The organism is Agrobacterium sp. NPDC058088 (genome assembly GCF_042885035.1).
In the GTDB taxonomy this organism is placed as follows: Bacteria; Pseudomonadota; Alphaproteobacteria; order Rhizobiales; family Rhizobiaceae; genus Agrobacterium.
Genome location: NZ_JBHVSU010000002.1, coordinates 419447 through 441053, shown reverse-complemented (window position 1 = coordinate 441053; position 21607 = coordinate 419447). Strand labels below are relative to the sequence as shown.

Below are 21607 nucleotides of genomic sequence, written 5' to 3'. Positions count from 1 at the left end.
GCGGCGCGTATCATCGCTGATTTGCCGGATATTGCCAAAATGTGATCGAAAGCCGACGAAATTGTGCCGAGGCCTCATTTCCTCTGTGGAGATTTTGAAACTTGATCGGCCGCAGGCCGCACTCTACATCTTGGTGCCGCCCAGGAATTTTTTAAGGAAAGCGAGTTTCCATTGCCGATTTTCAAGAATCTGCCCGCCGCTCCCACCGCCGAAAAACGGCCCGTTCAGGATACGCATCACGGCATTACCCGCACCGACGATTACGCCTGGTTCCGGGCCGATAACTGGCAGGCCATGTTCAAGGACACCTCCATTCTCGACCCCGCCATCCGCGCCCATCTGGAGGCGGAAAACGCCTATATGGAAGCCGCCATGGGCGACACCAAGGCGCTTCAGGAGAAGCTTTTCGAGGAGATGAAGGGCCGCATCAAGCAGGACGATTCCTCCGTGCCCGTCAATGACGGGCCTTATGCCTATGGAACCCTGTTCGTGACCGGCGGCGAGCAGCCGCATTATTTCCGCACGCCGCGCGGCGGCGGTGAGAAACATGTGCTGTTGAATGGCGATAAAGAGGCCGAGGGCAAGGATTATTTCCGTCTGTCCGGCCTCGACCAGTCTTCCGATCACAGCCACGGCATCTGGGGTTACGACGACAAGGGGTCTGAATATTTTACCCTGCGCATCCGCAATCTCGAAAGCGGCGAAGATCTTGCCGATATCGTCGAAAACACCGGCGGCGGCGGCGCATGGGCGCCCGATGGCAAGAGCTTCTTCTATACGCTGCAGGACGAGAACCACCGCCCCTCGAAAGTCTTTCACCATATTATCGGCGAGCCGCAATCGGCCGACCGGCTGGTCTATGAAGAAAAGGACCCCGGTTTCTTCATGGGCGTCGGCGCGTCGGTCCTCGACGATTTCATCTTCATCGACATTCACGACCATGAGACCAGCGAATATCGCATTCTCTCCACGAAAGACCTGACCGCCGAACCGGCTATCGTGGCGGAACGCGAAGAGGGCATCGAATATTCGATGTGCGAAGGCGGCGACGTCTTTTTCATCCTCACGAATGACGGCGATGCCAAGGATTTCCGCATCGTCGAAGCGCCGGTCACAGCACCGGGCAAGGAAAACTGGAAAGAGGTGGTGCCGCACGAGCCGGGCCGCCTGATCCTCTCCGTCGATGCCTATGCCCGCCATCTGATCTGGCTGGAGCGCCGTGACGGCCTGCCGCGCATCGTCATCCGTGACCGCCGCACGGGCGAGGAACATTCCATCGCCTTTGCCGAAGAGGCCTATTCGCTCGGCCTGCATGGCGCGGCGGAATATGACACCGACGTCATCCGTTTCTCCTATTCCTCGATGACGACGCCAAGCCAGCTGTTCGATTACGACATGGTGACACGCGAGCGCACGCTTCTGAAGACGCAGGAAGTGCCCTCCGGCCACAACCCCGATGATTACATCACTCGCCGCATCATGGCCCCTGCGCATGATGGTGAGCTGGTTCCGGTCTCCTTGCTCTACCGCAAGGACGTGGCACTGGATGGTTCCGCCCCCTGCCTGCTTTATGGCTATGGCGCTTACGGCATTACCATTCCCGCTTCCTTCTCCACTACGACGCTATCTCTGGCGGACCGCGGCTTCATCTATGCCATCGCCCATATTCGCGGCGGCAAGGACAAGGGTTTCGAATGGTACGAAACCGGCAAGATGGAGCATAAGCAGAACACCTTCAAAGACTTCATCGCCGCTGCCGATCATCTGGTGCAGGAAGGCTTTACCGCCTATGACCGCATCATCGCCGAAGGCGGCTCGGCCGGCGGCATGCTGATGGGGGCTGTCGCCAACATGGCGCCGGAGAAATTCGCCGGCATCATCGCCGCCGTTCCCTTTGTGGATGTGCTGACCACGATGCTGGACGACACGCTGCCGCTCACACCGCCGGAATGGCCGGAATGGGGCAACCCGCTGGAATCGGCAGAGGAATATGGCTGGATCGCTGCCTACAGCCCCTATGACAATGTCAGCGAAAAACCCTATCCCCCGCTGCTGGCGCTTTCCGGCCTCACCGATCCGCGCGTGACTTATTGGGAACCAACCAAATGGGTGGCGAAGCTGCGCGAAAAGACCACGGGGGAAGCGCCGATCCTGCTGAAAACCAACATGGCGGCGGGCCATGGCGGCAAATCCGGCCGTTTCCAGCGGTTGGAAGAGGTCGCCTTCGAATATGCCTTCGCGCTGAAGGTGGCGGGCAAGGACGTCGTCTAACAGGCTGATTTCAAAAATGGGCGGCGATCCAATCGCCGCCCAATCTTATTTGGACGAAAATACCTATAAAAATCTCGTATCTGAATATTTTTTCCACATTTTTCCACCCGCACATTTTATTTAAATGTAAACTTGGCATTCATTGAATTTGTGTTCTTTTTTTCTATATTTTCAAATATATTTTATATATTAACTTTAATTTTGATGTATTACGCAAAACCTGCAAATGTTCCGCAAATTTAATGCACGGCTGATCCGCGCCATTTCGCGTTGCAATATCACTTTTTAGCCGTATTATCCCAGTCGTTGACATATTCATGCGCCTTCCCGCCGCAGTTTCCGCGGCAACTTCGCGGCTTGTTCTGCGAATATTCTCTCGCCGGATTTTCGGCATTTCCACGCGCCATGTCAGTTCGCCCTTGGCAATCCGGGCTTTGCAGTGCCCCGCTTTGCCAATTGAAAACACTGCATCAGACTTGGAGGTCTCCTCATGAAGAAACTCCTGGCCTCGACCATTCTCGTAACGGGCTTTACCATCGCTGCCGGTGCAGCATCTTCCGCCAATGCCGCAGACAGCTGTGGTAGCATCACCATCGCCGAAATGAACTGGGCATCAGCCGGTGTCGCGGCTTACGTCGACAAGTTCATCATGGAAAACGGCTATGACTGCACGGCCAATGTCGTCAGCGGTGACACCACCCCCACTTTCACCTCCATGAACGAAAAGGGCCAGCCAGATATGGCGCCGGAAATGTGGGTGAACACACTCGGCACCCCCTATGAGGAAGCCGTCAAGAGCGGCAATCTCATTCAGGAAGTCAAAATCCTGAGCGAAGGCGGCGTTGAAGGCTGGTGGATCCCGAAATATCTTGCCGACGAACATCCAGACATCAAGACCGTCGAGGATGCGCTAAAACATCCCGAACTGTTTCCCGCACCTGAAGACGCCAGCAAGGGCGCCGTGTTCGGCTGCCCGCCGGGCTGGGGCTGCCAGCCAACCACCGCCAACCTGTTCAAGGCCCGCAAGGCTGACGAAAAGGGCTTTGCACTTGTTGATACCGGCTCCGCGGCCGGGCTGGATGGCTCTATTTCCAATGCCTACGAAAAGAAGCAGGGCTGGCTCGGCTATTATTGGGCTCCGACGGCCATTCTCGGCAAATACGATATGGTGAAGCTGGACGATGGCGTTCCGCTTGACCGCGCAGCTTACGACAATTGCATCGCCAAGCCCGATTGCGCTGACCCTAAGCCCAATGCCTATCCGGTGGCGGAGGTCTTCACCGTCGTGACCAAGGACTTCGCCGAAAAGGCCGGCCCTTCCATCGACTACATCCGCAAGCGGCAGTGGGACAACGACACCGTTGCCAAGGTTCTGGCCTGGATGGATGAGAACCAGGGCACCAACGAAGATGGGGCCGAGTATTTCCTCGAGAACCATGAGGAACTCTGGACGAAGTGGGTTTCGCCCGAGGTGGCGGAGAAGATCAAGGCGTCGATGTGATGGGATAATGGAGCGGGAAAGTTTCGGTTTGTAACCGTGGCTCACCCCCCTCTGCCCTGCCGGGCATCTCCCCCACAAGGAGGGAGATCGGCTGGGCGCGCTATCACCGCTTCATCCTCAACCATCGAGATGGGCGATGCCGTGCCGCAGGTCGATCTCCCCCCTTGTGGGGGAGATGTCCGGCAGGACAGAGGGGGGTGCCCGCACGCACCAACCTCCGCCCATCCCAATTTCATAAAAGGGAAAACAACAATAATGGCCCTCTGCACCTACCTGCCGGACCTGCTCTGCAAGTTCCCGGCAATCGACAATTCAACCATGCGCGTGGCACGCAAAACCATCGATGACGGCTTTCGCGATATCGTGCGCAATTACGGCGATGCGATCGACGTTGTCGTGCATCCGCTGCAACTCTTCCTCAATTCCTCGGAGCGTCTGTTCATTCAGACGCCGTGGATCATCACCATGCTGGTCATTCTCGCCATCGTGCATCTCGCCGGGCGCAGCTTCAAGATAACAGGCGGCACCGCCATCTCGCTGCTGATGATCGGCGCCGTCGGCCTCTGGCGTGACGCCATGACGACGCTCTCCATCGTCGCCATCGCTACCCTGATCGCCATCGTCATCGGCCTGCCGCTCGGCGTTCTGATGGGTCGTTCCGAACGCCTGCAACGCCTCATCAATCCCGTGCTCGACGTGATGCAGACCCTGCCAAGCTTCGTTTATCTCATCCCCGTGGTGGTGATTTTCGGCATCGGCAAGGTTCCGGGCCTGATCGCGGTGGTGATCTATGCCATTCCGCCCGTCATTCGCCTGACCAGCCTCGGCATCCGTTTGGTCGATCGCGAAGTGCTTGAGGCGGCAGACGCCTTCGGCTCCTCCAACGGTCAAAAGTTGTTCAATGTGCAGCTACCACTGGCGTTGCCGACCATCATGACCGGCATCAACCAGACCATCATGATGGCGCTCGCCATGGTCGTCGTCGCCTCCATGGTCGGTGTCGGCGGGCTTGGCAAGAATGTGCTGCAGGCCATCAACAACCAGTTCTTCACGGTGGGCTTCCTGAACGGTTTCGCTCTGGTCGCCATCGCCATCATGTTCGACAGGGCAAGCCAGGCTTTTGGCAAGCGCCTGCAGAAATACCGCGAGGTCTCCCATGGCTAAAAGCATCGAAATCAGGAATCTTTACAAGATCTTCGGCAGGCATCCCGAGAAATACCTCGAAGCGGTGCGTAAAGGCATGGACAAGGTCGAGCTTAACGACAGGCACAACCACGTTCTCGGCCTCAACAACATCAACATCACCATGCCGGGCGGCAAGATCACTGTCGTCATGGGGCTGTCAGGCTCCGGCAAATCGACGCTGATCCGCCACATCAACCGGCTGATAGACCCCACAGCCGGCGAGGTTCTCTATGACGGCCAGGACATTTGCGGCATGAGCGCTTCGGCGCTCAGGCAATTCCGCCGCCACAAGACCGCGATGGTGTTCCAGAAATTCGGCCTTCTGCCACATCGCACCGTGCTGGAAAACAGCGTCTACGGCCTCGATATCCAGGGCGTGCCGCGCAAGCAAAGCGAAGAGAAGGGCCGCTACTGGCTGGAGCGTGTCGGCCTTGCCGGTTACGAGGATTATTATCCGAACCAGCTTTCCGGCGGCATGCAGCAGCGTGTCGGCCTTGCGCGGGCGCTCGCCAATGACGCCGATATTCTCCTGATGGACGAGGCCTATTCGGCGCTCGATCCGCTGATCCGCGTCGACATGCAGACCATGCTGCTCGATCTGCAACAGGAGCTGAAGAAGACCGTTGTGTTCATCACCCATGATCTCGACGAGGCTTTGCGGCTGGGCGACCATATCGCCATTCTGAAAGACGGCGAAGTGGTGCAGCAGGGCGACGGCCAGAGCATCATCCTGTCTCCGGCCGATGGTTACGTCACCGACTTTGTGCGCGACGTCAATCGTGGCCGCGTGTTGCAGGCAAACACTGTCATGGAGCCGCTAGAAAGTCGCCCGGAAGGCATGCCCGTGCCGGAAACCGCAACGCTGGAAACGATTGCCCGCGACATGTCGGAAGCCAACGAGACGCAGGCCCATGTGGTGGACGAGGATGGCAAGCCTGTCGGCAGCATCGGGCTTGATACGCTGGTGGCTGCGATGGTGACGCCCGCGCCGCAGGAAGCGGCGGCGACGGTCGATGTTGAGGAAAGGGAGCCGGAGGCCGTGCGGCAAGCGGCGGCACCTGCGGAGAAGGAGACGGCGTGATCTGCCTGGTTACCCTCTAGCACCTCTGTCCGTCATCCTCGGGCTTGTCCCGAGGATCCAAACACGTCGAGACGACCAAGACGTCGCAGATCCTCGGGACAGGCCCGAGGATGACGTCGGCACATCTGGTGTGGTCCACCTTAAATCTGACCGCGCAGGGTTCACTCGTGTCCTGGGGCGCTCATTCGCCAATCCACGGCCCGCCTCCGCCCCAAATGCACAAACGAAGCACCACTTCGCCTGATGTCAACCCTTCCCCCTCGCTGCAGCGCAGCAAGCGCAAGTTTCGGACAAGTCAGCGCCGTTAACCATTTGTTAACTTTTGAACGCGGAATCACCGACATGCAGATCGAAAGCAATATTGGCGGATATAACTATCAGGGTCGCATCCGCGACATCGAAAAAGCTGGCAGTGCGCAAAGCGCGCCGGAAGAGCAGGCCGTGAAGCGCGGCCCCGGCAACCCCACCGTTTCCAGCACCATTCTTTCCCAGTCGCTGGCCAATGTGCTGTGGGCTGTCGGAAATGGCAGCGCACCCGCCCGTCAGGATACGCCTGCGGCTTCCGCCGAAGACACGGCGGAAGCGCAGGCTGAATGGGTGCGCAGCGCCTATTCGGAATATACCGAATAGGCGATTCCCATCAGGCACTTGCCGGGCTGACCTCCACCGTCACATGCGACAGTTCATGTATGGCGGCAAGTTTCTGCTTATAAAAGGCCGGCGCTTTCGGCGCCTGCGAATGGATCGCCACGATGGCCGCATGGTGGCCGGGACCTACCTGCCATACATGCAGGTCGGTGATGCGGTCTTCTTCCGTTTCCACGGTTTCACGGATTTCCTGCGGCAGGTCGTCCGCCAGCGGCACCGCATCGACAAGCGTCGTTGCCGTGGAGCGAATGAGCCCCCATGACCAGCGGGCGATGACGAGACCGCCGACGATTCCCATCAACGGGTCGAGAAAGTTCCAGCCGTTCCACTTTCCGAGCAGCAGCGCGACGATGGCAAGGACCGAGGTCAGCGCATCCGCCAGCACATGCAGATAGGCGGCGCGCAGATTATTGTCCCGCCCGCCCTTTGCACCATGCTCCGCATGCGAACCGTGATCGTGATGGGCATGTGAACCGTGGGCGTGGCCATGCCCGTGTCCGTGTCCATGATCGTGGTGATGGTCATCCTTCAACAGCAGGGCGCTGACGAGATTGACCGCCAGACCGATGACGGCGACGAGAATCGCCTGGTTGAAATCGATTTCGACAGGGCTGATGAGGCGCATGCCGCTTTCGACGGCAATCAGCAGCGCCACGACCGCAAGCACGACAGCGCTGGCAAAACCGGCGAGATCGCCGAACTTGCCGGTACCGAAGCTGAAGCGCGGATTGCGCGCCTCGCGCCTTGCATAGAGATAAGCGAGCGCCGAAATCAGCATCGCGCCCGCATGGGTGGACATATGCCATCCGTCCGCCGTCAGCGCCATGGAGCCGAACCAGTGTCCGGCGACGATCTCCGCCACCATCATGACGGTGGTCAATGCGATGACCATCCAGACGCGCCTTTCATTGCGCTCATGATTCTGGCCGAGATAAATATGGTGGTGCTCCGCCGTGGCGAAAGGTTCGGAAGTCGTCGTCATGTCGCTAATCCTCTCAACTCAACCGGTCCTTGAACTCTGCCGGCCTTTCTTCATTCCGCCGGCATGCGCTGATTCACCGGATGTACGTCTTCAGCACCTGGGCCAGCTCTTCCGCCGCCCGCGCCCGCTCATCTTCATTTTCAGCATGCACGACATGTTCGTGCAGATGCTCCTGCATCACCTCTCCCGTCAGGCCTGAAAGCGCGCCGCGCACCGAAGCGAGCAATTGCAGGACCTCGCCGCAGGGCTTGGCATCATCAAGCGCACGCTCCACCGCCTCCATCTGCCCTTTCAGGCGGCGGATGCGGGCAAGCAGCTTGTCCTTGTTGCGGATCGTATGGGACATGAGCACCTCATATACTATAGGGGGGTATAGTATATTGCTGTTATTTTTTGCGCAAGGCGTGCATGACGCAATCTTCGGGAATGTTTCGGACCTTAAAAATGCTCCATCAGAACTAGGGGACTCACGGTCATGACGACTATCGCAGCAACCAGCAGCATCAATTTCGCCTCTCCCGTCCGCGGCATCGCGCCTGCGCATAACCGGGAAAGCCAGTCTACCACCGAGGCTCTGCAGGAGCTCACGCGGGCGGCCCATCGCGCCATTTCGGTGGCAGGCAATGTCGCCACCACCGTCGCTCCGCTGGCCGGGGCCTCCGCGAGCCTGGCTGCTGCTCTCTGGAACATGGACAGCGGCGCTTCCGCCCCCACTGGCGCCAATGCTGAGGTGGCCGCTTCCGCCCCGCCGGATATGGCAAGCCTCGAATCGCAGATTCTGAAGGCATTAGCCCAGGCGCTTGGCGTCAACGACGCCGCTTAAGGCCATTGAACCGGGGACGGAAAAGCCATATCTCTAGAGACTGGAGATATGGAGAAAGCCATGCTGTCCATCGGTGAACTGTCGAAACGCACCGGCGTCAAGGTACCGACGATCCGCTATTACGAGCAGATGGGCCTCATCCGCGAGGCGGATCGTTCGGATGGCAACCAGCGCCGTTACGAAAAATCCGACCTCGAAAGGCTGGCCTTCATCCGCCATGCGCGCGATCTCGGCCTGAACATCGAGGCCATCCGTGAGCTGCTCGCGCTCAGCCAGCACCGGCAGATGCCCTGCGAGGGTGCTGATCGCATCGCCGCCGAGCATCTTGCCCATGTGCGCGAGAAGATTGCCAGCCTGAAAAAGCTGGAACACGAGCTGGAACGCATCGTCTCCCATTGCCACGGCCATTCGATCGAGGATTGTTATGTCATCCGCGCGCTTTCCAACCATGGCATGTGCGAAGGCGAGCATTGAGCCGAAAACCGAGCTTGACAGATGACGGATTCGGGCGCATTGCATCTCTCATGATCAACGAACGCGCACCCATCTCCTGCTCGTACTTTTGGGCCTTCCTTTAAGGGCGGCTCGACAGATCATATTGTCAACAAGCCGCCGTCAGGCGGCTTTGTTGTTTTCAAACGTCCTGACGGCACCGATAAGACCAAAGGACCGAAGAAATGACCGAAGATAGCTCCCTCACATTGGAAAGACCGCCCGTCGTCATCATTCGCGGCGCGCGCAAGACGGATTTGCCCGAGCTCAACGAGATGATCACGCTGCTTGCCTCCTACCATGGCGATGCGGCGGCGATCACGCCGGCGAAGCTTGAGCGCGACCTGTTCGGCGCCCTGCCCTGGGTGCATGGTCTCGTCGCCGAAGCCGATGGCGCGCTGATCGGTTACGCCCTGCTTCTGCCGCTCTACAGGGCGCAGGAAGGCCGGCGCGGGCTTGAGCTGCATCATCTCTTCGTGCGTGACGGTCATCGCGGCCATGGCACCGGCCAGCATCTGGTATCCCGCGCCCGCGATATCGCCAAGCGCCTCGGCTGCGACTATCTTTCCGTCAGCGCCACGACCGGTAATGTCGCGGCGCATCGTTTCTACGAAAACATGGATTTCGCGCCGCGTCCGGTTACCGGTATGCGCTACATGCAGTCCATCGCCTGATTAAAAACCACGGAGACGGCCATGACACGGATCGCCATTGCGCTCGCACAGGATTTTGCGGACTGGGAACCGGCGCTGCTCGCTGCGGCGGCACGCAGCTATCTCGGCGTCGAGATCGTTTATGCGACCCCGGACGGGCGGCCGGTAACGTCGATGGGCGGGCTGAAGGTGACGCCGGATACACCCTATGATGCGCTCGATCCCGTTGACTTCGATGCGCTCGTCATTCCCGGCGGTCTCAGCTGGGAAAAGGGAACGGCTGTCGAACTTGGCGGGCTGGTGCAGCGCTTTCGCGAAAAGGACCGGCTGGTGGCCGGTATCTGTGCAGCCGCTAGCGCGCTGGCGGGCACGGGTGCTCTGAACGATGTTGCCCATACCGGCAATTCGCTCGCCTCACACAAGGGCTATCCGGCCTATCGTGGCGATGGTCTTTATCGCGACCAGCCGAAAGCGGTCAGCGATGGCGGCATCATCACCGCACCCGGCAGCGCGCCGGTGAGTTTTGCTGTGGAAATTCTGAAAAGCCTTGGCCTCTTTGGTCCGGAAGCCGAGGCGGAACTTCAGGTTTTTGCGGCGGAGCATCGGTAAGGCGGACGCTGATATTACAGGTCGCCTAAGCCCCCACCTCATTCCTGTGCTTGTCACAGGAATGAGGTGGTGCAAAATACGAACGTCCTGGCACCCTCACCCATCACCCCGATCAAGCACCCGGCACACGCGCGCCACGGGCTCCTCGTCCTCCCCGGCAATCGCACGGCGAATATCGCGGCTGTTCAAATGCAGACTGCGGCCGGCGGGTAAATTTGCACGTTTTATCTTGGCAAATGCCGCCAGCAAAAAGGCTGCTTTATTGTCGTGGAAAAAGGCAAGAGCCGCCTGCCCCGCGGGACTCGGCCCCAGCACGGCCTTGAAGGCAAGCCGGTGTACGGCGCAAGGCGCGCCGTGGCCGGGAACGGCAAAACGCAGCGCATCGAGTTCGTCACTCCATTCCGCTGCGTCTTGCATGGTTTTCAGGCCTGCTGGAAGCGCTTCAGGAAAAACGCGCTCAGCGTGCCGAGAAGCGCCCAGAAAACGAAGCTGGTGACTGTGGCGGCAACGATGAACTGGCGTTCCAGCGGCAGCGGCGCCAGCGCATGTTCGCCTTCCGGCGGTAGGGGCGCGCCCACCACATGCGGCGCGACGATCAGCACCAGCGCCAGAACGATGGCCCATGGCTCGCGGCGGAATGCGATCAGCGCAATGCCGCCCGCGGTTGCGGCAACCGTCGAGAGCCACCAGATCTGCCGTGCCTCAAGCGCGGCGGCCGGGCTGCCCGGCAGTTCCGGCGGCAGGCCGATCATGGGGGCGAGCATCACGGCGGCAAAACCGGCAACACCCCACAGAAGACCCTCGCGCCAGCCAGCATTGGTGCCGCGCAGCGAAATGAGGCCGGTCAGCACCAGCGCGTACCCGATGGCGGTCAGCACATTGGCGGCGACGGTGTAGGCGGTACGCTCGAAACCATCGGCCGGCGCCCAGGCCTCTTCATTGTGCTCGTGGGCGGAAGCCGCAGCGCCCGGCGCAGGCGCATCATGGCTGTGGGGTGCTTCGCCGGCGCTTTCAAAAGTTTCCGCCTGAAGGATGAGCGGCGTGGTGCCGACAGCCTGCATGGCCGAGACAGCGAAACCGCCGACAATGCCGACGAGCACGGCGGTAAAAACGATATTTCGGAAAGACGACATGCTACTTCCCCTCAATGGCAGGGGAAGGCATTGGCATGGCGCGTGTCGTGCGCGGCATTGTGAACGGCTTCCACATGGGAAAAGCCGACAAAACCGACGACGAACAGGCCGAGCACGATCGCGGTGAGCGATTGCGCGAAGCTCGCTGTTTTTGCAGACGCGGCGGCATTGGCCGTATTCTGATTAATGGACATGGTGACCCCTCTCCGGCGCGACCCCGCGCCTTTGGACGCGGCCGGGCGGCAGAAGCCGCGAGACCGCATGCGATATACTTCACCACGGGGATACGAGACTGACACAGGGCGGCATTGATCCCGCCACCCTGAAATTCCGCTCTTCCGGACACCCCGCCGGCATGGATATTTCCGTGATGGCAGGTCTCCTGGCTTACGGGTCAAAACCTGAAACACCTTCCCGGCATCGCCCTCGCCTTGAATGGGGCGAGATGGCTTGCCAGTGGCATTTCGTTTCAGGCTCTCCGCTCACAGTTGCGGGGGCAGCCACGAATGAGGATGTTTCCCTATCGTGTTCCCTTTTCACCTTCCGGAACGCCCGGAAGGAACCATCACAAGGTTGTTATCCGCCGGGCGAGAGCGGGAGTCAATGGTGGCCGCGTTTGCTTTGAACGCACAGGGCTTTACGGCCCTCTTCCGTGATTCTCGGGCTTGTCGCGAGAATCCAGCCACGTAGCGTCAAATCCATCAGTTGTGGATGCTCGGGACAGGCCCGAGCACGACGTGAGGTGCATGGCGGGCGCCAGCAAGCCTTTTTACCGCGCCGGTATCGCCTTCAGATAGGCGGCAATCGCATCTCGGTCTTCGGCGGTCAGATGCGCCATGTTCTGCTGGACCTTGACCATGGAGCCGCCGGCGCTGTCGAAGTCAGGGGTGAAGCCGGTTTCGAGGTAGCCGGCAATATCGGCCTTCGTCCAGCTTCCAATGCTCTGCGAGCCGGGGGTGATATCAGGAATGCGGCCCTCGCCTTCCGGATTGGGACCACCGGCCAGCCACTGACTAGCAAGGAAGCCGCCCAGCGCATCGCGCGGCGTGTGGCATTCGCCGCAATGGCCCGGCCCTTCCACCAGATATTGGCCGCGCAGCAATTCAGCATTGGCGTTGGCAAGTTCGACGCGCGGCGGTGCGGAGGGATCGAAATAGAGGAACTTCCAGCCGCCCAGCGCCATGCGCAGGTTGAAGGGGAACGGCAGATCATGGTCCGGCGCGTCGTTCTGGCTGGCCGGCAGGGTTCTCAGATAACCGAAGAGGTCGTTGATGTCCTTCTGCGTCATGCGCGCATAGGAGGCATAGGGAAAGGACGGGTAGAGATGTTCGCCGTTCTTGCCCACACCCCGCGTCATCGCATCGCCGAATTCAGCCAGGGTCCAGCCGCCTATGCCATGTTGCGGATCGGAGGAAATATTGGGAACATGAAAGGTGCCGAAGGGGCTTTTCAGCGCCTGTCCGCCGGAAAGCGTCAGCATCCCCTCGCCCTTGGCATCGGGTGCGGCATGGCAGCTTGCGCAGCCGCCCGCCCAGAACAGCGTTTCGCCATTGGCCAGATCCGGTTCGCCGAGGCTTACCCAATGGCTTGGCGCCTGCCGCTGAGGGGCGGTAACCCAGGTGAATATGCCGTAGCCCGCAATGGCCGCGACAACGGCCCCGCCCACGAGTTTCGTCCAGATGGAGGACATGCCCTCTCCCCATTCTCACCTGACCCGGTCAGATGTCTTTCGGTCGGAAAAACGCCGCCGGGAAGCGGCGTTTCCAAAGTGCTTCGATTACTTCTTCAGACGATAGGTCTGATGACAGGTGCCGCAATCGGCGCCGAGGGTCTTCATGGCGGTGGCGACGCCAGCCTGATCGGTTGGGAGATTGGCGAGAACCGTGTCCGCATCCGCGCCGAGCTTCTCGGCCTTGGCCTTGAAGTCCGCGAAGTTTTCCCAGATGGCGGGCGCAGCGGCGCTACCGGTTTCCGAGCCGGCGGGGAACTGGTCCGGGAAAGCCTTGGCATTGGTGCTGATGGTCGTCACGGCTGCCTTGACGGCGGCAGCGTCAAAGGGTTTTTCGCCCTTGGAGATGGCGGCGAGCGCCCCCATGGAGCCGCCGATCTGCTTCATCATGCCTTCGCGTTTTTCGACTTCGCCGGCAGCGTAGACCGCTCCGGCGCAAAGACAGCCGAACAGCATGGCCGCCGTGATGGTTTTGAGTTTCATGCACACTCTCCTTGATTCCGGCGGGAACACCGGGCGCTAGATAGAACGGGGCGAGGATGCCCTTTCCGGATGGCGAAAAGAAGTCACATTGCGGTGAATTTCACCACAAAAACAGAAGTCTAGACGCGGCCTGGATGCAGGGTCACGGTTGGCTCTACGGTGCGGATCTGACGGCTGGCTGAAATTGAGGGGCATCCCTCAATCATTCGCCCACGCTCCAGGAAAATGCCTCCCAAAAGGTCATGAGCGCAGCGGCAATCAGCAGAAAGCCTGCGGCGCGGCCGATGAAAATGGTGGCAGCGGGCGACGAGATGAGCCAGGCCCGGCTTCTGTCGGCCGTCAGGGCCACGGTTCCATAAACGGCGAACTGCGTCACGGCCACCATGGCACCCATCACCAGCCCCTGCATCCAAATCGGCCCGAAGCCGGGTTTGATGAATTGCGGATAGACCGCCATCATGAAGAGATAGGCTTTGGGGTTGGAAAGGCAGGTTATCACCGCCCTCCAGAATGCCTTTCTGGAAGAGGCGGTAGCCTGCGCCTCATCGCCATTGACGGTGATGGCGCTGCGCATCAGGCCGATGCCGATCCAGACCATATAGGCAGCCCCACCGATGAGAAGCGGCAGGAACAGCGATGGCAGCCAGGTGGCAAGCAGGCCGACGCCGGCTGCGCCGTAAAGCGAATGCACGATGCCGCCGGCGCTCATGCCGCTTGCCGCGGAAAGCCCCGTTTTCCTGCCGCCAGTCAGCGCGCTTGCCAGTACAAACATCATGTCCATACCCGGTAAGATGATGATGCCAAACAGGAGCAGGAAGAAAAGCCAGAGATTTTCAGCATAATTCATGTCAGTATCCCTCAAAGCAGATGATGGTACATTCGGGAAAGCGTTTGTTTCTCAATGTGTTTTTCCGCTTATAAAAAGTGCCAACTGACAGCGTTGTGTCAGTTGTGTCGACCATCACATGGAAATGTGGATTATGCGCAAGGCGTCGAGACTGTTCGAGATCATCCAGATCATGAGGATTGCGCGCAGGCCGGTTACTGCGCAGTCCATTGCCGAGGCGCTGGAGGTGACCGTGCGCTCGGTCTATCGCGATATCGCCGCGCTCCAGACGATGCGGGTGCCGATCGAAGGCGAGCGCGGCGTCGGTTACATTATGCGCCCCGGCTTCAATCTGCCGCCGCTGATGTTCTCCATCGAGGAGACGGAGGCAATCGTGCTTGCGCTCGCCATGGTCGCCCGCACCGGCGATACCGAATTGCGGCAGGCAGCGAAAAAGGCAAGCGACAAGATCGCCGCATCCCTGCCCGAACCCCTGTCGAAGACCCTGTCGGCCAATGCCTTGCACGCCTGGGGCAGCGTCGCGCCCTCTCCCGCTGGCGTCGATCTTGCAATGGTGCGGCGGGCGGTACGCGACGAGGAGCGGCTGGGCATTACCTATCGCGACGAAAGCGGCGTGGAAACGCAGCGGCTAATCCGGCCGATTGCGGTGATCTACTATTCCGAGACGGTGAATATCGTCGCCTGGTGTGAATTGCGGCAGGCCATCCGCAATTTCCGTTCGGACCGGGTGCTGGACTGCGCGGCGACCGGCAGCTTCTTCAAGATGGAAGGTGAGCGGTTGCGGCAATTGTGGATAAGCGGCTGGCAGAACAGCCAGCCGACCATCCCCCACTCACAGCCGTAAAAGGCGATCCTCCTCGCGTCCGAAACCGCGGATGACGATGCGGTCGGCGAAGACATCTGATATGGCGAAGGTGTTCTGGTCGGGCGTATCGACCATGCCCTTGAAATTGACGAAGTGGGTGGTGCCCCGCACGCCATAATTCCCCTCATGATTGTGGCCGTTGAACCAGGCGACGACCGAGGGGTGCGAGCCGAGCAGTTCGAGAATGCGCGGCGCGTCCCACATGTTGTGAGCGTTTTCCGGATAGACGGGATAGTGGCACAGCACGATCACTTTTTCGCCCGCCGCATCCGCCTTTTGCAGAACGGACTGAAGCCATGCGAACTGTTCGTCGCCGAGCGAGGCGTTCCAGTCCTGCGCATTGAGCGCGTCGGCATCCGCAAGACGCTGCAGACGGTCTGCCGCAAGCGCGCGGCGCGGATCGCCGGGCGGCGGGGCGAAGAGGCTGACCTCGTTGCCGTCAAGAACCACGAAGCGAACGTCGCCGATGGCAAAATCATGCCAAGGAGCTTGCATGCCAAGGCGAGCGTGGATGGTCGAAAGATGCTCGGGGGAAACGGCGAAATCGTGATTGCCCGGCAGCAAGATCGAGCGGTGACGGAGCTTATCGTAGACGCTGAGGATCGCATCGAAATTTTCAAAGCCGCGGTCGATGATATCGCCCAGCGTCACCACAAAGGCCAAGTCCTCGCGGTTGAAGGCGTCGATCGCGTCCGCAAGCTTTTTCGGGCTCTCGCGATAATAACGGCCCATCTCGGGCCGCGGATCGGCATCGGCATATTGGGGATCGGCGACAATGCCGAAGGAGAAGAGAGGTGTGGTTTTTTCAGTCATGATGCGCCGCGATAAACCCGGCGGATGACAGGCTTGTGACAAGCTGAAAACCAAGGCCACAAAAGCAAAACACCCGGCATCACGGCCGGGTGTTAAATCAAGGGTAGCGTTAACCTGTGGTCGTCATGCTCGGGCTTGTCCCGGGCATTTGCTGACGTCGCGTTTCAGGAAACATCCGCGGATCCTCGGCACAAGGCCGAGGATGACGTTGCGAGAAAGGAGGCTGCTTTGATCAGCAAACACGCTTTCCCAAAACCTTACTTGGAAGCGGCTTCGTAACGCTCCAGGACGTAGTCCCAGTTGATGAGGTTATCAACGAAGGCTTCGAGGTACTTCGGACGCAGGTTGCGATAGTCGATGTAGTAGGAATGCTCCCACACGTCGACGCCTAGGATCGGCTCTGCGCCGTGAACCAGCGGGTTTTCACCGTTGGGGGTCTTGGAGATTTCGAGCTTACCGTCCTTGACGGAAACCCAGGCCCAGCCGGAGCCGAACTGCGTGGTGCCGGCAGCGATGAAATCAGCCTTGAACTTGTCGTAACCGCCGAGATCAGAGGCGAATGCCTGTTCCAGCTTGCCGGGCAGCTTGTTGCCGCCGCCGTCCTTCTTCAGCCACTTCCAGAAATGAACGTGGTTGTAGTGCTGGGCAGCGTTGTTGAAGAGACCGGCATTGGTGCCAAAGGACTTCTTCACGACTTCTTCGAGCGACAGGTCGGAAAGACCGGCTTCGGCAGCCAGCTTGTTGCCGTTGTCGACGTAAGCCTTGTGGTGCTTGTCGTGGTGGAACTCGAGCGTCTCGCGCGACATGTAAGGTGCAAGCGCGTCGTAGTCGTAGGGGAGTTCAGGAAGTTCGAAGGCCATGGTTTTTACTCCTTTTTGCAGCGGGTTACCGCTCCTCGAAACCGTGTGAGCGGACCATAGGAGCGAAGCTCTGTTTGGGCAACCTGTGAAATATCAAAATGTTCCGACAAAAGAGAAAATTCGTCTAGAGCCGGTCGCCACCACATTTGTTTCACAACCCTGGCGTACCGTTTTCCACCTTATCGGTTCGATTTCGATGATATTGCAGGAAGGAAATTCCATGACCCGCCCTCTGATCCGCTCCTCTATCCTTACCGCAGCTCTCTCCTTAATGGCCCTGCCGGCCGCCGCATCGTCGGACGATGCCTGGAAGGAATTCTTGGCGGATGTGCAGACGGCCTGCCTTGCCGGAGCGAAAGATATGATCGAGGATGCCAAGGCGGTGGTCGATCCTGTCGGCAGCGAAAATTACGGTCTCGCTATTCTGACGGGCAAGGCAAAGGGCGCGGACGCGACGGTTAGCCATATCTGCGTCTACGACAAGAAGACCAAGGCCGTGGAACTGGGCAGCGAGCTAGCAGGGGATACGCTGAAGGTGGAAATCCCCGGCTCCACCAAGCCCTGATTTTATAGGGAGAGCGGGACAAGTTGCATGTTTCGTCGTCCCGCTCTGACGTGTCAGAAACGCGGCGTGGTGTCGCCCTCGCCCAGCGCGCGCTGCATCAGTACCGTATCCAGCCATTGACCGTGTTTCCAGCCGATGGATTTGAAGGTGCCCACATGCTCGAACCCGGCTGCGCGATGCACGCCGACTGAAGCCGCATTGGCGCTGTCGCCGATGACGGCGATCATCTGCCGGAAGCCGCGCGCGGTTGCCTCCTTGAGGAGCGCGTCAAGCAGCTTGCGGCCAATACCCATGCCTTTCATCGAAGGATCGATGTAAACGGAATTCTCAACCGTCGCGCCATAGGCCGGGCGGGCGCGATAGGCGCCGGCATAGGCATATCCGGCTACCTTGCCGTGACGCTCAGCGACGAGATAGGGGAAATTGCCCTCCACCAGAAGACGGCGGCGCTCGGCCATCGTTTCCGCCGTTGGCGGATCGATCTCAAAGCTGGCGCGGCCATGTAAAACGGCGTCCCGGTAAATCTCGGTAATGGCTGGTATATCCGCCTCCTCGCAGGGGCGGATCAAAAGGCTGGAAATAGTGGAAAGGGTCATTCTCTTGTCCTGCGGATCATTCATGCCGTCATTGTGCATTGCGGCGTAGCCAAAATAAAGATTATCTATCTTATACAAACGATAAGGCTTTCTTTGATGATGGACCTCGATCTGCGGCAGATGCGCAGTTTCATGGATGTGGCCGATCTCGGCAGTTTTTCCGCCGCCGCCGATAAAGCAGGACTGACGCAACCGGCTGTGAGCCTGCATATAAGGCTTCTGGAAAAGCAGCTGGGTGTACGGCTGATCGAACGGGTCGGCAGGCGCGCGCAGCCAACGGCGGCGGGGCGGGATTTTCTCATCCATGCAAGGCGCATCTGCGAAGAGGTCGCGCATGCGATCGAGACGGTCGCGCCGCACCGCAGCGGGTCAACCGGAAGCCTGCGCATCGGAACGGGAGCCACCGCCTGCACCTATCTGCTGCCGCCGGTCCTCGGCCGCATCCGAAAGGCGATGCCGGGCATCGATATCGTCGTGCAGACCGGCAATACCCACGATATCCTCCGGCTTCTGGAGGCCAACACAATCGACGCGGCGGTGGTGGCCCTGCCCGCCACCGGCCGAAGCCTCGAAATCAGCGAAATCCATCTCGACGAGATGGTCGCGGTTTTCCCACAGGGCTTCGTCACTGACACACCGGTACTGAACGCTGAAACGCTTTCGATGCTGCCACTGCTGCTTTACGAGGGCGGCAATACGCGCCGGCTGGTGGATCAGTGGTTCTCAGTGAGCGGCCGCAGCGTGCAGCCCGCCATGGAACTGGGCAGCGTCGAGGCTATCAAGAAGCTCGCCGGCGCAGGCCTTGGCCTTGCCATCGTGCCGCGCATGGCCATGGAGCAGGAAAGCGCGGCGTCAGGGCTTGAATGGCGCTCGCTTGAACCGCCACTCGAACGCCGGATCGCGCTGGCGATGCGGCGCGACAAACATATGTCTGCACCGCTGCGGGCGCTTGCCGCAGCACTGCCGGATGTGAAGGAAAGATGAAGCCCGCGCCGGTTTCCGGCGCGGGCTTCAAGATACTTTTCTTCCGTCATGACGGAGCTGAGACAGCCCCGCTCTCAGAACTCAGTCCAGTCTTCACCCTTCACGGCCAGCGCCGCATTGCCACGGGCGGCAACCGGGCGGGCTTTGGGGGAGGAAGTAACCGGTGCGGCGGGCGCGTGGACCGGATTTGCAGCGCGCTGCATCTGCCGCGCCGTCTCCCGCAAGGCGGAGGCCTGCTGACCCAGCTGGAACTGCGCCAGCAGTGCCTGGAGATTGGCGCATTCCTGCGCGAGGCCGGCGCCGGCCGCATTCATTTCCTCGACCATGGCGGCATTCTGCTGCGTGGCCTGATCCATGTGGTTGACGGCGGTGTTGACCTCGGAAAGGCCCGCCGACTGCTCCTGTGCTGCGGTCGCGATGGCGTCCATATGGCTGTTAACGGAAAGCACCAGCTGCTCGATCTCGGAAAGCCCGACGCCGGTATCGGCCACCAGCTTCACACCCTCGCCCACTGCCACGGCTGACGTATTGATGAGCTGCTTGATTTCCTTGGCGGCATTGGCGGAGCGCTGCGCCAGTTCACGCACTTCCTGCGCGACGACGGCAAAGCCCTTGCCGGCATCGCCCGCACGGGCCGCCTCGACGCCTGCATTCAGCGCCAAGAGGTTGGTCTGGAAGGCGATTTCATCGATGACGCCGATGATCTGGCCGATCTGGCGCGAGGAGTGTTCGATGCGTTCCATGGCGGAGACGGCATCGCGCACCACCTTGCCGGAAAGATCGGCTTTTGTCCTTGCTTCCCGCACCGTGTCGCGTGCCTCGCTGGCCCGCTTGGAGGTGGCGGAGACGTTGGCGGTGATCTCTTCCAGCGCGGCGGCGGTCTCTTCCAGGGAAGCGGCCTGCTGCTCGGTGCGGCGGGAAAGATCGTCGGATGCGGACGACACCTCGTGAGCGCCGCCATTCACCGTCTGTACGGACTGGCCGACGCTGGTCAGCGCTTCGCGCAGCTGATGCACTGAGCTGTTGAAATCGTGCCGCAGCGCCTCGAATTGCGGCGCAAAGGGCGTGGCGATCTCACAGAGCATATCGCCTGAGGCAAGGCGGCGAAGACCGCCCGCCAGCGAACCCGTGGCCTGGTTGAGCCGTTCTTCGGCCTCGGCCTCGGCGCGCTGCTGCATTTCGATGCGGTCCCGCTCGGCCTGCTCCCGGTTTGCGACCGCGTCCGCCTCCAGCTGCCGGTTGCGGATGGCGGCCTCACGGAAGACTTCCACGGCGCGGGCCATTTCACCGATCTCGTCGCCGCGTTTTGCGCCGGCGACATCGATTGCGAGATTGCCACCCGAAAGCTCCATCATCGCGTTGGTCAGGCGGGTAATCGGTCGGGTGACGCGGCCGACGATGACGGCGAGCGAGACAATGCAGAGCGCGAGTGTGGCGACGAAGACGGCCAGATAGATCACCGCATCGATAAAGGCACCCTGCTTTGCCTTTGCGGCATTGGCATCGAGGACGTCCATGGCGGCGGAGGCGATCTTGGCGATCGTGCCGAGATTTTCGGTGACGGTGGTGCGCCAGCTGTCCATGGTGAAGGCCGGTGTGCGACCATTGTTCAGGTCATCGATGAGCTTGGCGCGCTGGGTGTTGAAATCGCCCTTGAAGTAGCTCTTGTCGGCAGCCGCATAAATGTCCCTGAGCGATTGCGGCGTCGATTCATGCGCAACGAGATCACCCGTTGCCTTCCACGCGAAAGCCGCGCCGGCATCAAATGCGCCGAGCTGCTGCATTTCCGGCGCGGTCAATGGCCGGTTCTGCGCCATGGCACCATTGAGAATGACGGTGGCGCTGCCACCAAGCGCGCGGGCGGACCAGCTGTAGGAACGCAGCTGGATGAGGCCCGTCTGGCCCTGATCGAGAGAACGGACCGCGCCTTCCAGCGCCGTAGAGCCGGCTTCCAGCGAGGCGAGGAAATCGCCGCCAAGCGTCATGACGGTCTTGTCGAGCCCGCTTTCGCGCCGGTCGAGCGGCTGCGAGACATTGGCGTCAACCTTCTTCCGAAGCTCGACGAACTGCGCGTAGACATCCGTCACCCGCTTGAGCGGCCCTTGCACCTTGGCATCTTCAAGCGACGAAGACTGCGCAAGGAATGCCGTCATGGCCGCATCCACTTTCTGGCGTGCGGCCGCAACACTGGCGATACTGCCTGCCGACTTCGATGGATCGAGCGTCAGAGCCGTGGCGCTGTCGCCGCGTTCGCTGCGGAAATTCAGGAGGGCGTTGAAAAGAAGCTTGTCCAGCGAGACGAGCTGCGCGACCTCCGAAAAGGCCGTGGCGCGATTGACCGAACGCCACGATTGCGTGCCGACCAAACCGGCAAGTGCAAGACTGATGGTGAGGAAAAAACCAATAAGAATATTACGAATGCTGAAGACATCAGGCAGCCCCCGCTAGCCGAAAATGAAGATGCCGCAGGCTACAGGTCAGTTGTAT

General features: G+C 60.3%; 24 protein-coding genes and 1 riboswitch. Of the genes, 12 read left to right on the top strand and 12 right to left on the bottom strand.

The annotated features are described in order from the left end of the window. Positions 1-171 precede the first annotated feature (171 nt). The 5 genes from ACFVTJ_RS07445 to ACFVTJ_RS07425 all read left to right on the top strand — a co-directional run bounded on the left by ACFVTJ_RS07445 (position 172) and on the right by ACFVTJ_RS07425 (position 6668). Complete coding sequence (locus ACFVTJ_RS07445) at positions 172-2271, top strand: S9 family peptidase (RefSeq protein WP_386905999.1); 2100 nt, start codon at positions 172-174, stop codon at positions 2269-2271. A 490-nt stretch (positions 2272-2761) separates the two neighbouring features. Next, positions 2762-3772, top strand: coding sequence for an ABC transporter substrate-binding protein (locus ACFVTJ_RS07440; protein WP_386905997.1), 1011 nt, complete (start codon positions 2762-2764; stop codon positions 3770-3772). Between the two features lie 255 nt (positions 3773-4027). Then, positions 4028-4936 carry an ABC transporter permease gene (locus ACFVTJ_RS07435; protein WP_386905995.1) on the top strand — a complete coding sequence of 303 codons (909 nt, stop codon included), beginning with the start codon at positions 4028-4030 and terminating at the stop codon, positions 4934-4936. Continuing rightward, positions 4929-6038, top strand: coding sequence for a glycine betaine/L-proline ABC transporter ATP-binding protein (locus ACFVTJ_RS07430; protein WP_386905993.1), 1110 nt, complete (start codon positions 4929-4931; stop codon positions 6036-6038). Before ACFVTJ_RS07435 ends, ACFVTJ_RS07430 begins: the two co-directional genes overlap by 8 nt. 342 nt (positions 6039-6380) lie before the next feature. After that, a complete protein-coding gene (locus tag ACFVTJ_RS07425) occupies positions 6381-6668 on the top strand; it encodes a hypothetical protein (RefSeq protein ID WP_386905991.1) in 288 nt (95 codons plus the stop codon). 10 nt (positions 6669-6678) lie between these two features. Here ACFVTJ_RS07425 and dmeF read toward each other — a convergent pair whose 3' ends face one another. Then, positions 6679-7668 carry a CDF family Co(II)/Ni(II) efflux transporter DmeF gene (gene dmeF, locus ACFVTJ_RS07420; protein WP_386905989.1) on the bottom strand — a complete coding sequence of 330 codons (990 nt, stop codon included), beginning with the start codon at positions 7666-7668 and terminating at the stop codon, positions 6679-6681. A gap of 73 nt (positions 7669-7741) precedes the next feature. Continuing rightward, entirely contained in the window at positions 7742-8014 is a 273-nt protein-coding gene (dmeR, locus tag ACFVTJ_RS07415) for a Ni(II)/Co(II)-sensing transcriptional repressor DmeR (protein ID WP_006312183.1), read from the bottom strand. Between the two features lie 129 nt (positions 8015-8143). On the opposite strand from dmeR, the gene ACFVTJ_RS07410 reads away from it, so the two are divergent. From ACFVTJ_RS07410 to ACFVTJ_RS07395, 4 genes are all read left to right on the top strand, one after another. Then, the gene (locus tag ACFVTJ_RS07410) at positions 8144-8491 is read left to right on the top strand and encodes a hypothetical protein (RefSeq protein WP_386905987.1); all 348 of its coding nucleotides are present in this window, start codon (positions 8144-8146) and stop codon (positions 8489-8491) included. Positions 8492-8551: 60 nt separating this feature from the next. Next, the gene (locus tag ACFVTJ_RS07405; protein WP_010971227.1) at positions 8552-8965 is read left to right on the top strand and encodes a helix-turn-helix domain-containing protein; all 414 of its coding nucleotides are present in this window, start codon (positions 8552-8554) and stop codon (positions 8963-8965) included. Positions 8966-9168: 203 nt separating this feature from the next. Then, positions 9169-9657, top strand: coding sequence for a GNAT family N-acetyltransferase (locus ACFVTJ_RS07400; protein ID WP_077982725.1), 489 nt, complete (start codon positions 9169-9171; stop codon positions 9655-9657). 21 nt (positions 9658-9678) lie between these two features. After that, entirely contained in the window at positions 9679-10245 is a 567-nt protein-coding gene (locus tag ACFVTJ_RS07395) for a type 1 glutamine amidotransferase family protein (RefSeq protein WP_386905984.1), read from the top strand. A gap of 96 nt (positions 10246-10341) precedes the next feature. Here the strand turns inward: ACFVTJ_RS07395 and ACFVTJ_RS07390 are convergent, their stop codons facing one another. From ACFVTJ_RS07390 to ACFVTJ_RS07365, 6 genes are all read right to left on the bottom strand, one after another. After that, on the bottom strand, positions 10342-10662 hold the full coding sequence (locus tag ACFVTJ_RS07390; protein ID WP_386905982.1) for a hypothetical protein: 321 nt from the start codon (positions 10660-10662) through the stop codon (positions 10342-10344). A 5-nt stretch (positions 10663-10667) separates the two neighbouring features. Then, on the bottom strand, positions 10668-11378 hold the full coding sequence (locus tag ACFVTJ_RS07385; RefSeq protein WP_386905980.1) for a CbtA family protein: 711 nt from the start codon (positions 11376-11378) through the stop codon (positions 10668-10670). Positions 11379-11389: 11 nt separating this feature from the next. After that, entirely contained in the window at positions 11390-11572 is a 183-nt protein-coding gene (locus ACFVTJ_RS07380) for a CbtB-domain containing protein (protein ID WP_386905978.1), read from the bottom strand. 160 nt (positions 11573-11732) lie between these two features. Further along, a riboswitch (cobalamin riboswitch) is annotated at positions 11733-11960 on the bottom strand. A 187-nt stretch (positions 11961-12147) separates the two neighbouring features. Further along, positions 12148-13068, bottom strand: a complete 921-nt coding sequence (locus tag ACFVTJ_RS07375; RefSeq protein WP_386905976.1) for a c-type cytochrome — start codon at positions 13066-13068, stop codon at positions 12148-12150. 87 nt (positions 13069-13155) lie between these two features. Continuing rightward, positions 13156-13590, bottom strand: a complete 435-nt coding sequence (locus ACFVTJ_RS07370) for a c-type cytochrome (protein ID WP_386905975.1) — start codon at positions 13588-13590, stop codon at positions 13156-13158. A gap of 202 nt (positions 13591-13792) precedes the next feature. Further along, on the bottom strand, positions 13793-14437 hold the full coding sequence (locus ACFVTJ_RS07365; RefSeq protein ID WP_386905973.1) for a LysE family translocator: 645 nt from the start codon (positions 14435-14437) through the stop codon (positions 13793-13795). Between the two features lie 133 nt (positions 14438-14570). Between ACFVTJ_RS07365 and ACFVTJ_RS07360 the strand changes: the two genes are divergently transcribed. Further along, the gene (locus tag ACFVTJ_RS07360; RefSeq protein WP_386905971.1) at positions 14571-15281 is read left to right on the top strand and encodes a helix-turn-helix transcriptional regulator; all 711 of its coding nucleotides are present in this window, start codon (positions 14571-14573) and stop codon (positions 15279-15281) included. On the opposite strand, the gene ACFVTJ_RS07355 is transcribed toward ACFVTJ_RS07360, so the two are convergent. Next, positions 15270-16115: a metallophosphoesterase gene (locus ACFVTJ_RS07355; RefSeq protein ID WP_386905969.1), complete on the bottom strand. Its 846-nt coding sequence runs from the start codon at positions 16113-16115 to the stop codon at positions 15270-15272. The two genes, ACFVTJ_RS07360 and ACFVTJ_RS07355, sit on opposite strands and share 12 nt — an antisense overlap. Before the next feature lie 257 nt (positions 16116-16372). Continuing rightward, complete coding sequence (locus ACFVTJ_RS07350) at positions 16373-16975, bottom strand: superoxide dismutase (protein ID WP_386905967.1); 603 nt, start codon at positions 16973-16975, stop codon at positions 16373-16375. Positions 16976-17195: 220 nt separating this feature from the next. On the opposite strand from ACFVTJ_RS07350, the gene ACFVTJ_RS07345 reads away from it, so the two are divergent. Further along, entirely contained in the window at positions 17196-17540 is a 345-nt protein-coding gene (locus ACFVTJ_RS07345; RefSeq protein ID WP_386905965.1) for a hypothetical protein, read from the top strand. Between the two features lie 53 nt (positions 17541-17593). On the opposite strand, the gene ACFVTJ_RS07340 is transcribed toward ACFVTJ_RS07345, so the two are convergent. Continuing rightward, entirely contained in the window at positions 17594-18175 is a 582-nt protein-coding gene (locus ACFVTJ_RS07340) for a GNAT family N-acetyltransferase (RefSeq protein WP_386906893.1), read from the bottom strand. Between the two features lie 57 nt (positions 18176-18232). On the opposite strand from ACFVTJ_RS07340, the gene ACFVTJ_RS07335 reads away from it, so the two are divergent. Next, on the top strand, positions 18233-19120 hold the full coding sequence (locus ACFVTJ_RS07335; RefSeq protein ID WP_386905963.1) for a LysR family transcriptional regulator: 888 nt from the start codon (positions 18233-18235) through the stop codon (positions 19118-19120). A 74-nt stretch (positions 19121-19194) separates the two neighbouring features. On the opposite strand, the gene ACFVTJ_RS07330 is transcribed toward ACFVTJ_RS07335, so the two are convergent. After that, positions 19195-21558, bottom strand: coding sequence for a methyl-accepting chemotaxis protein (locus ACFVTJ_RS07330; protein WP_386906891.1), 2364 nt, complete (start codon positions 21556-21558; stop codon positions 19195-19197). Positions 21559-21607: the final 49 nt, after the last annotated feature.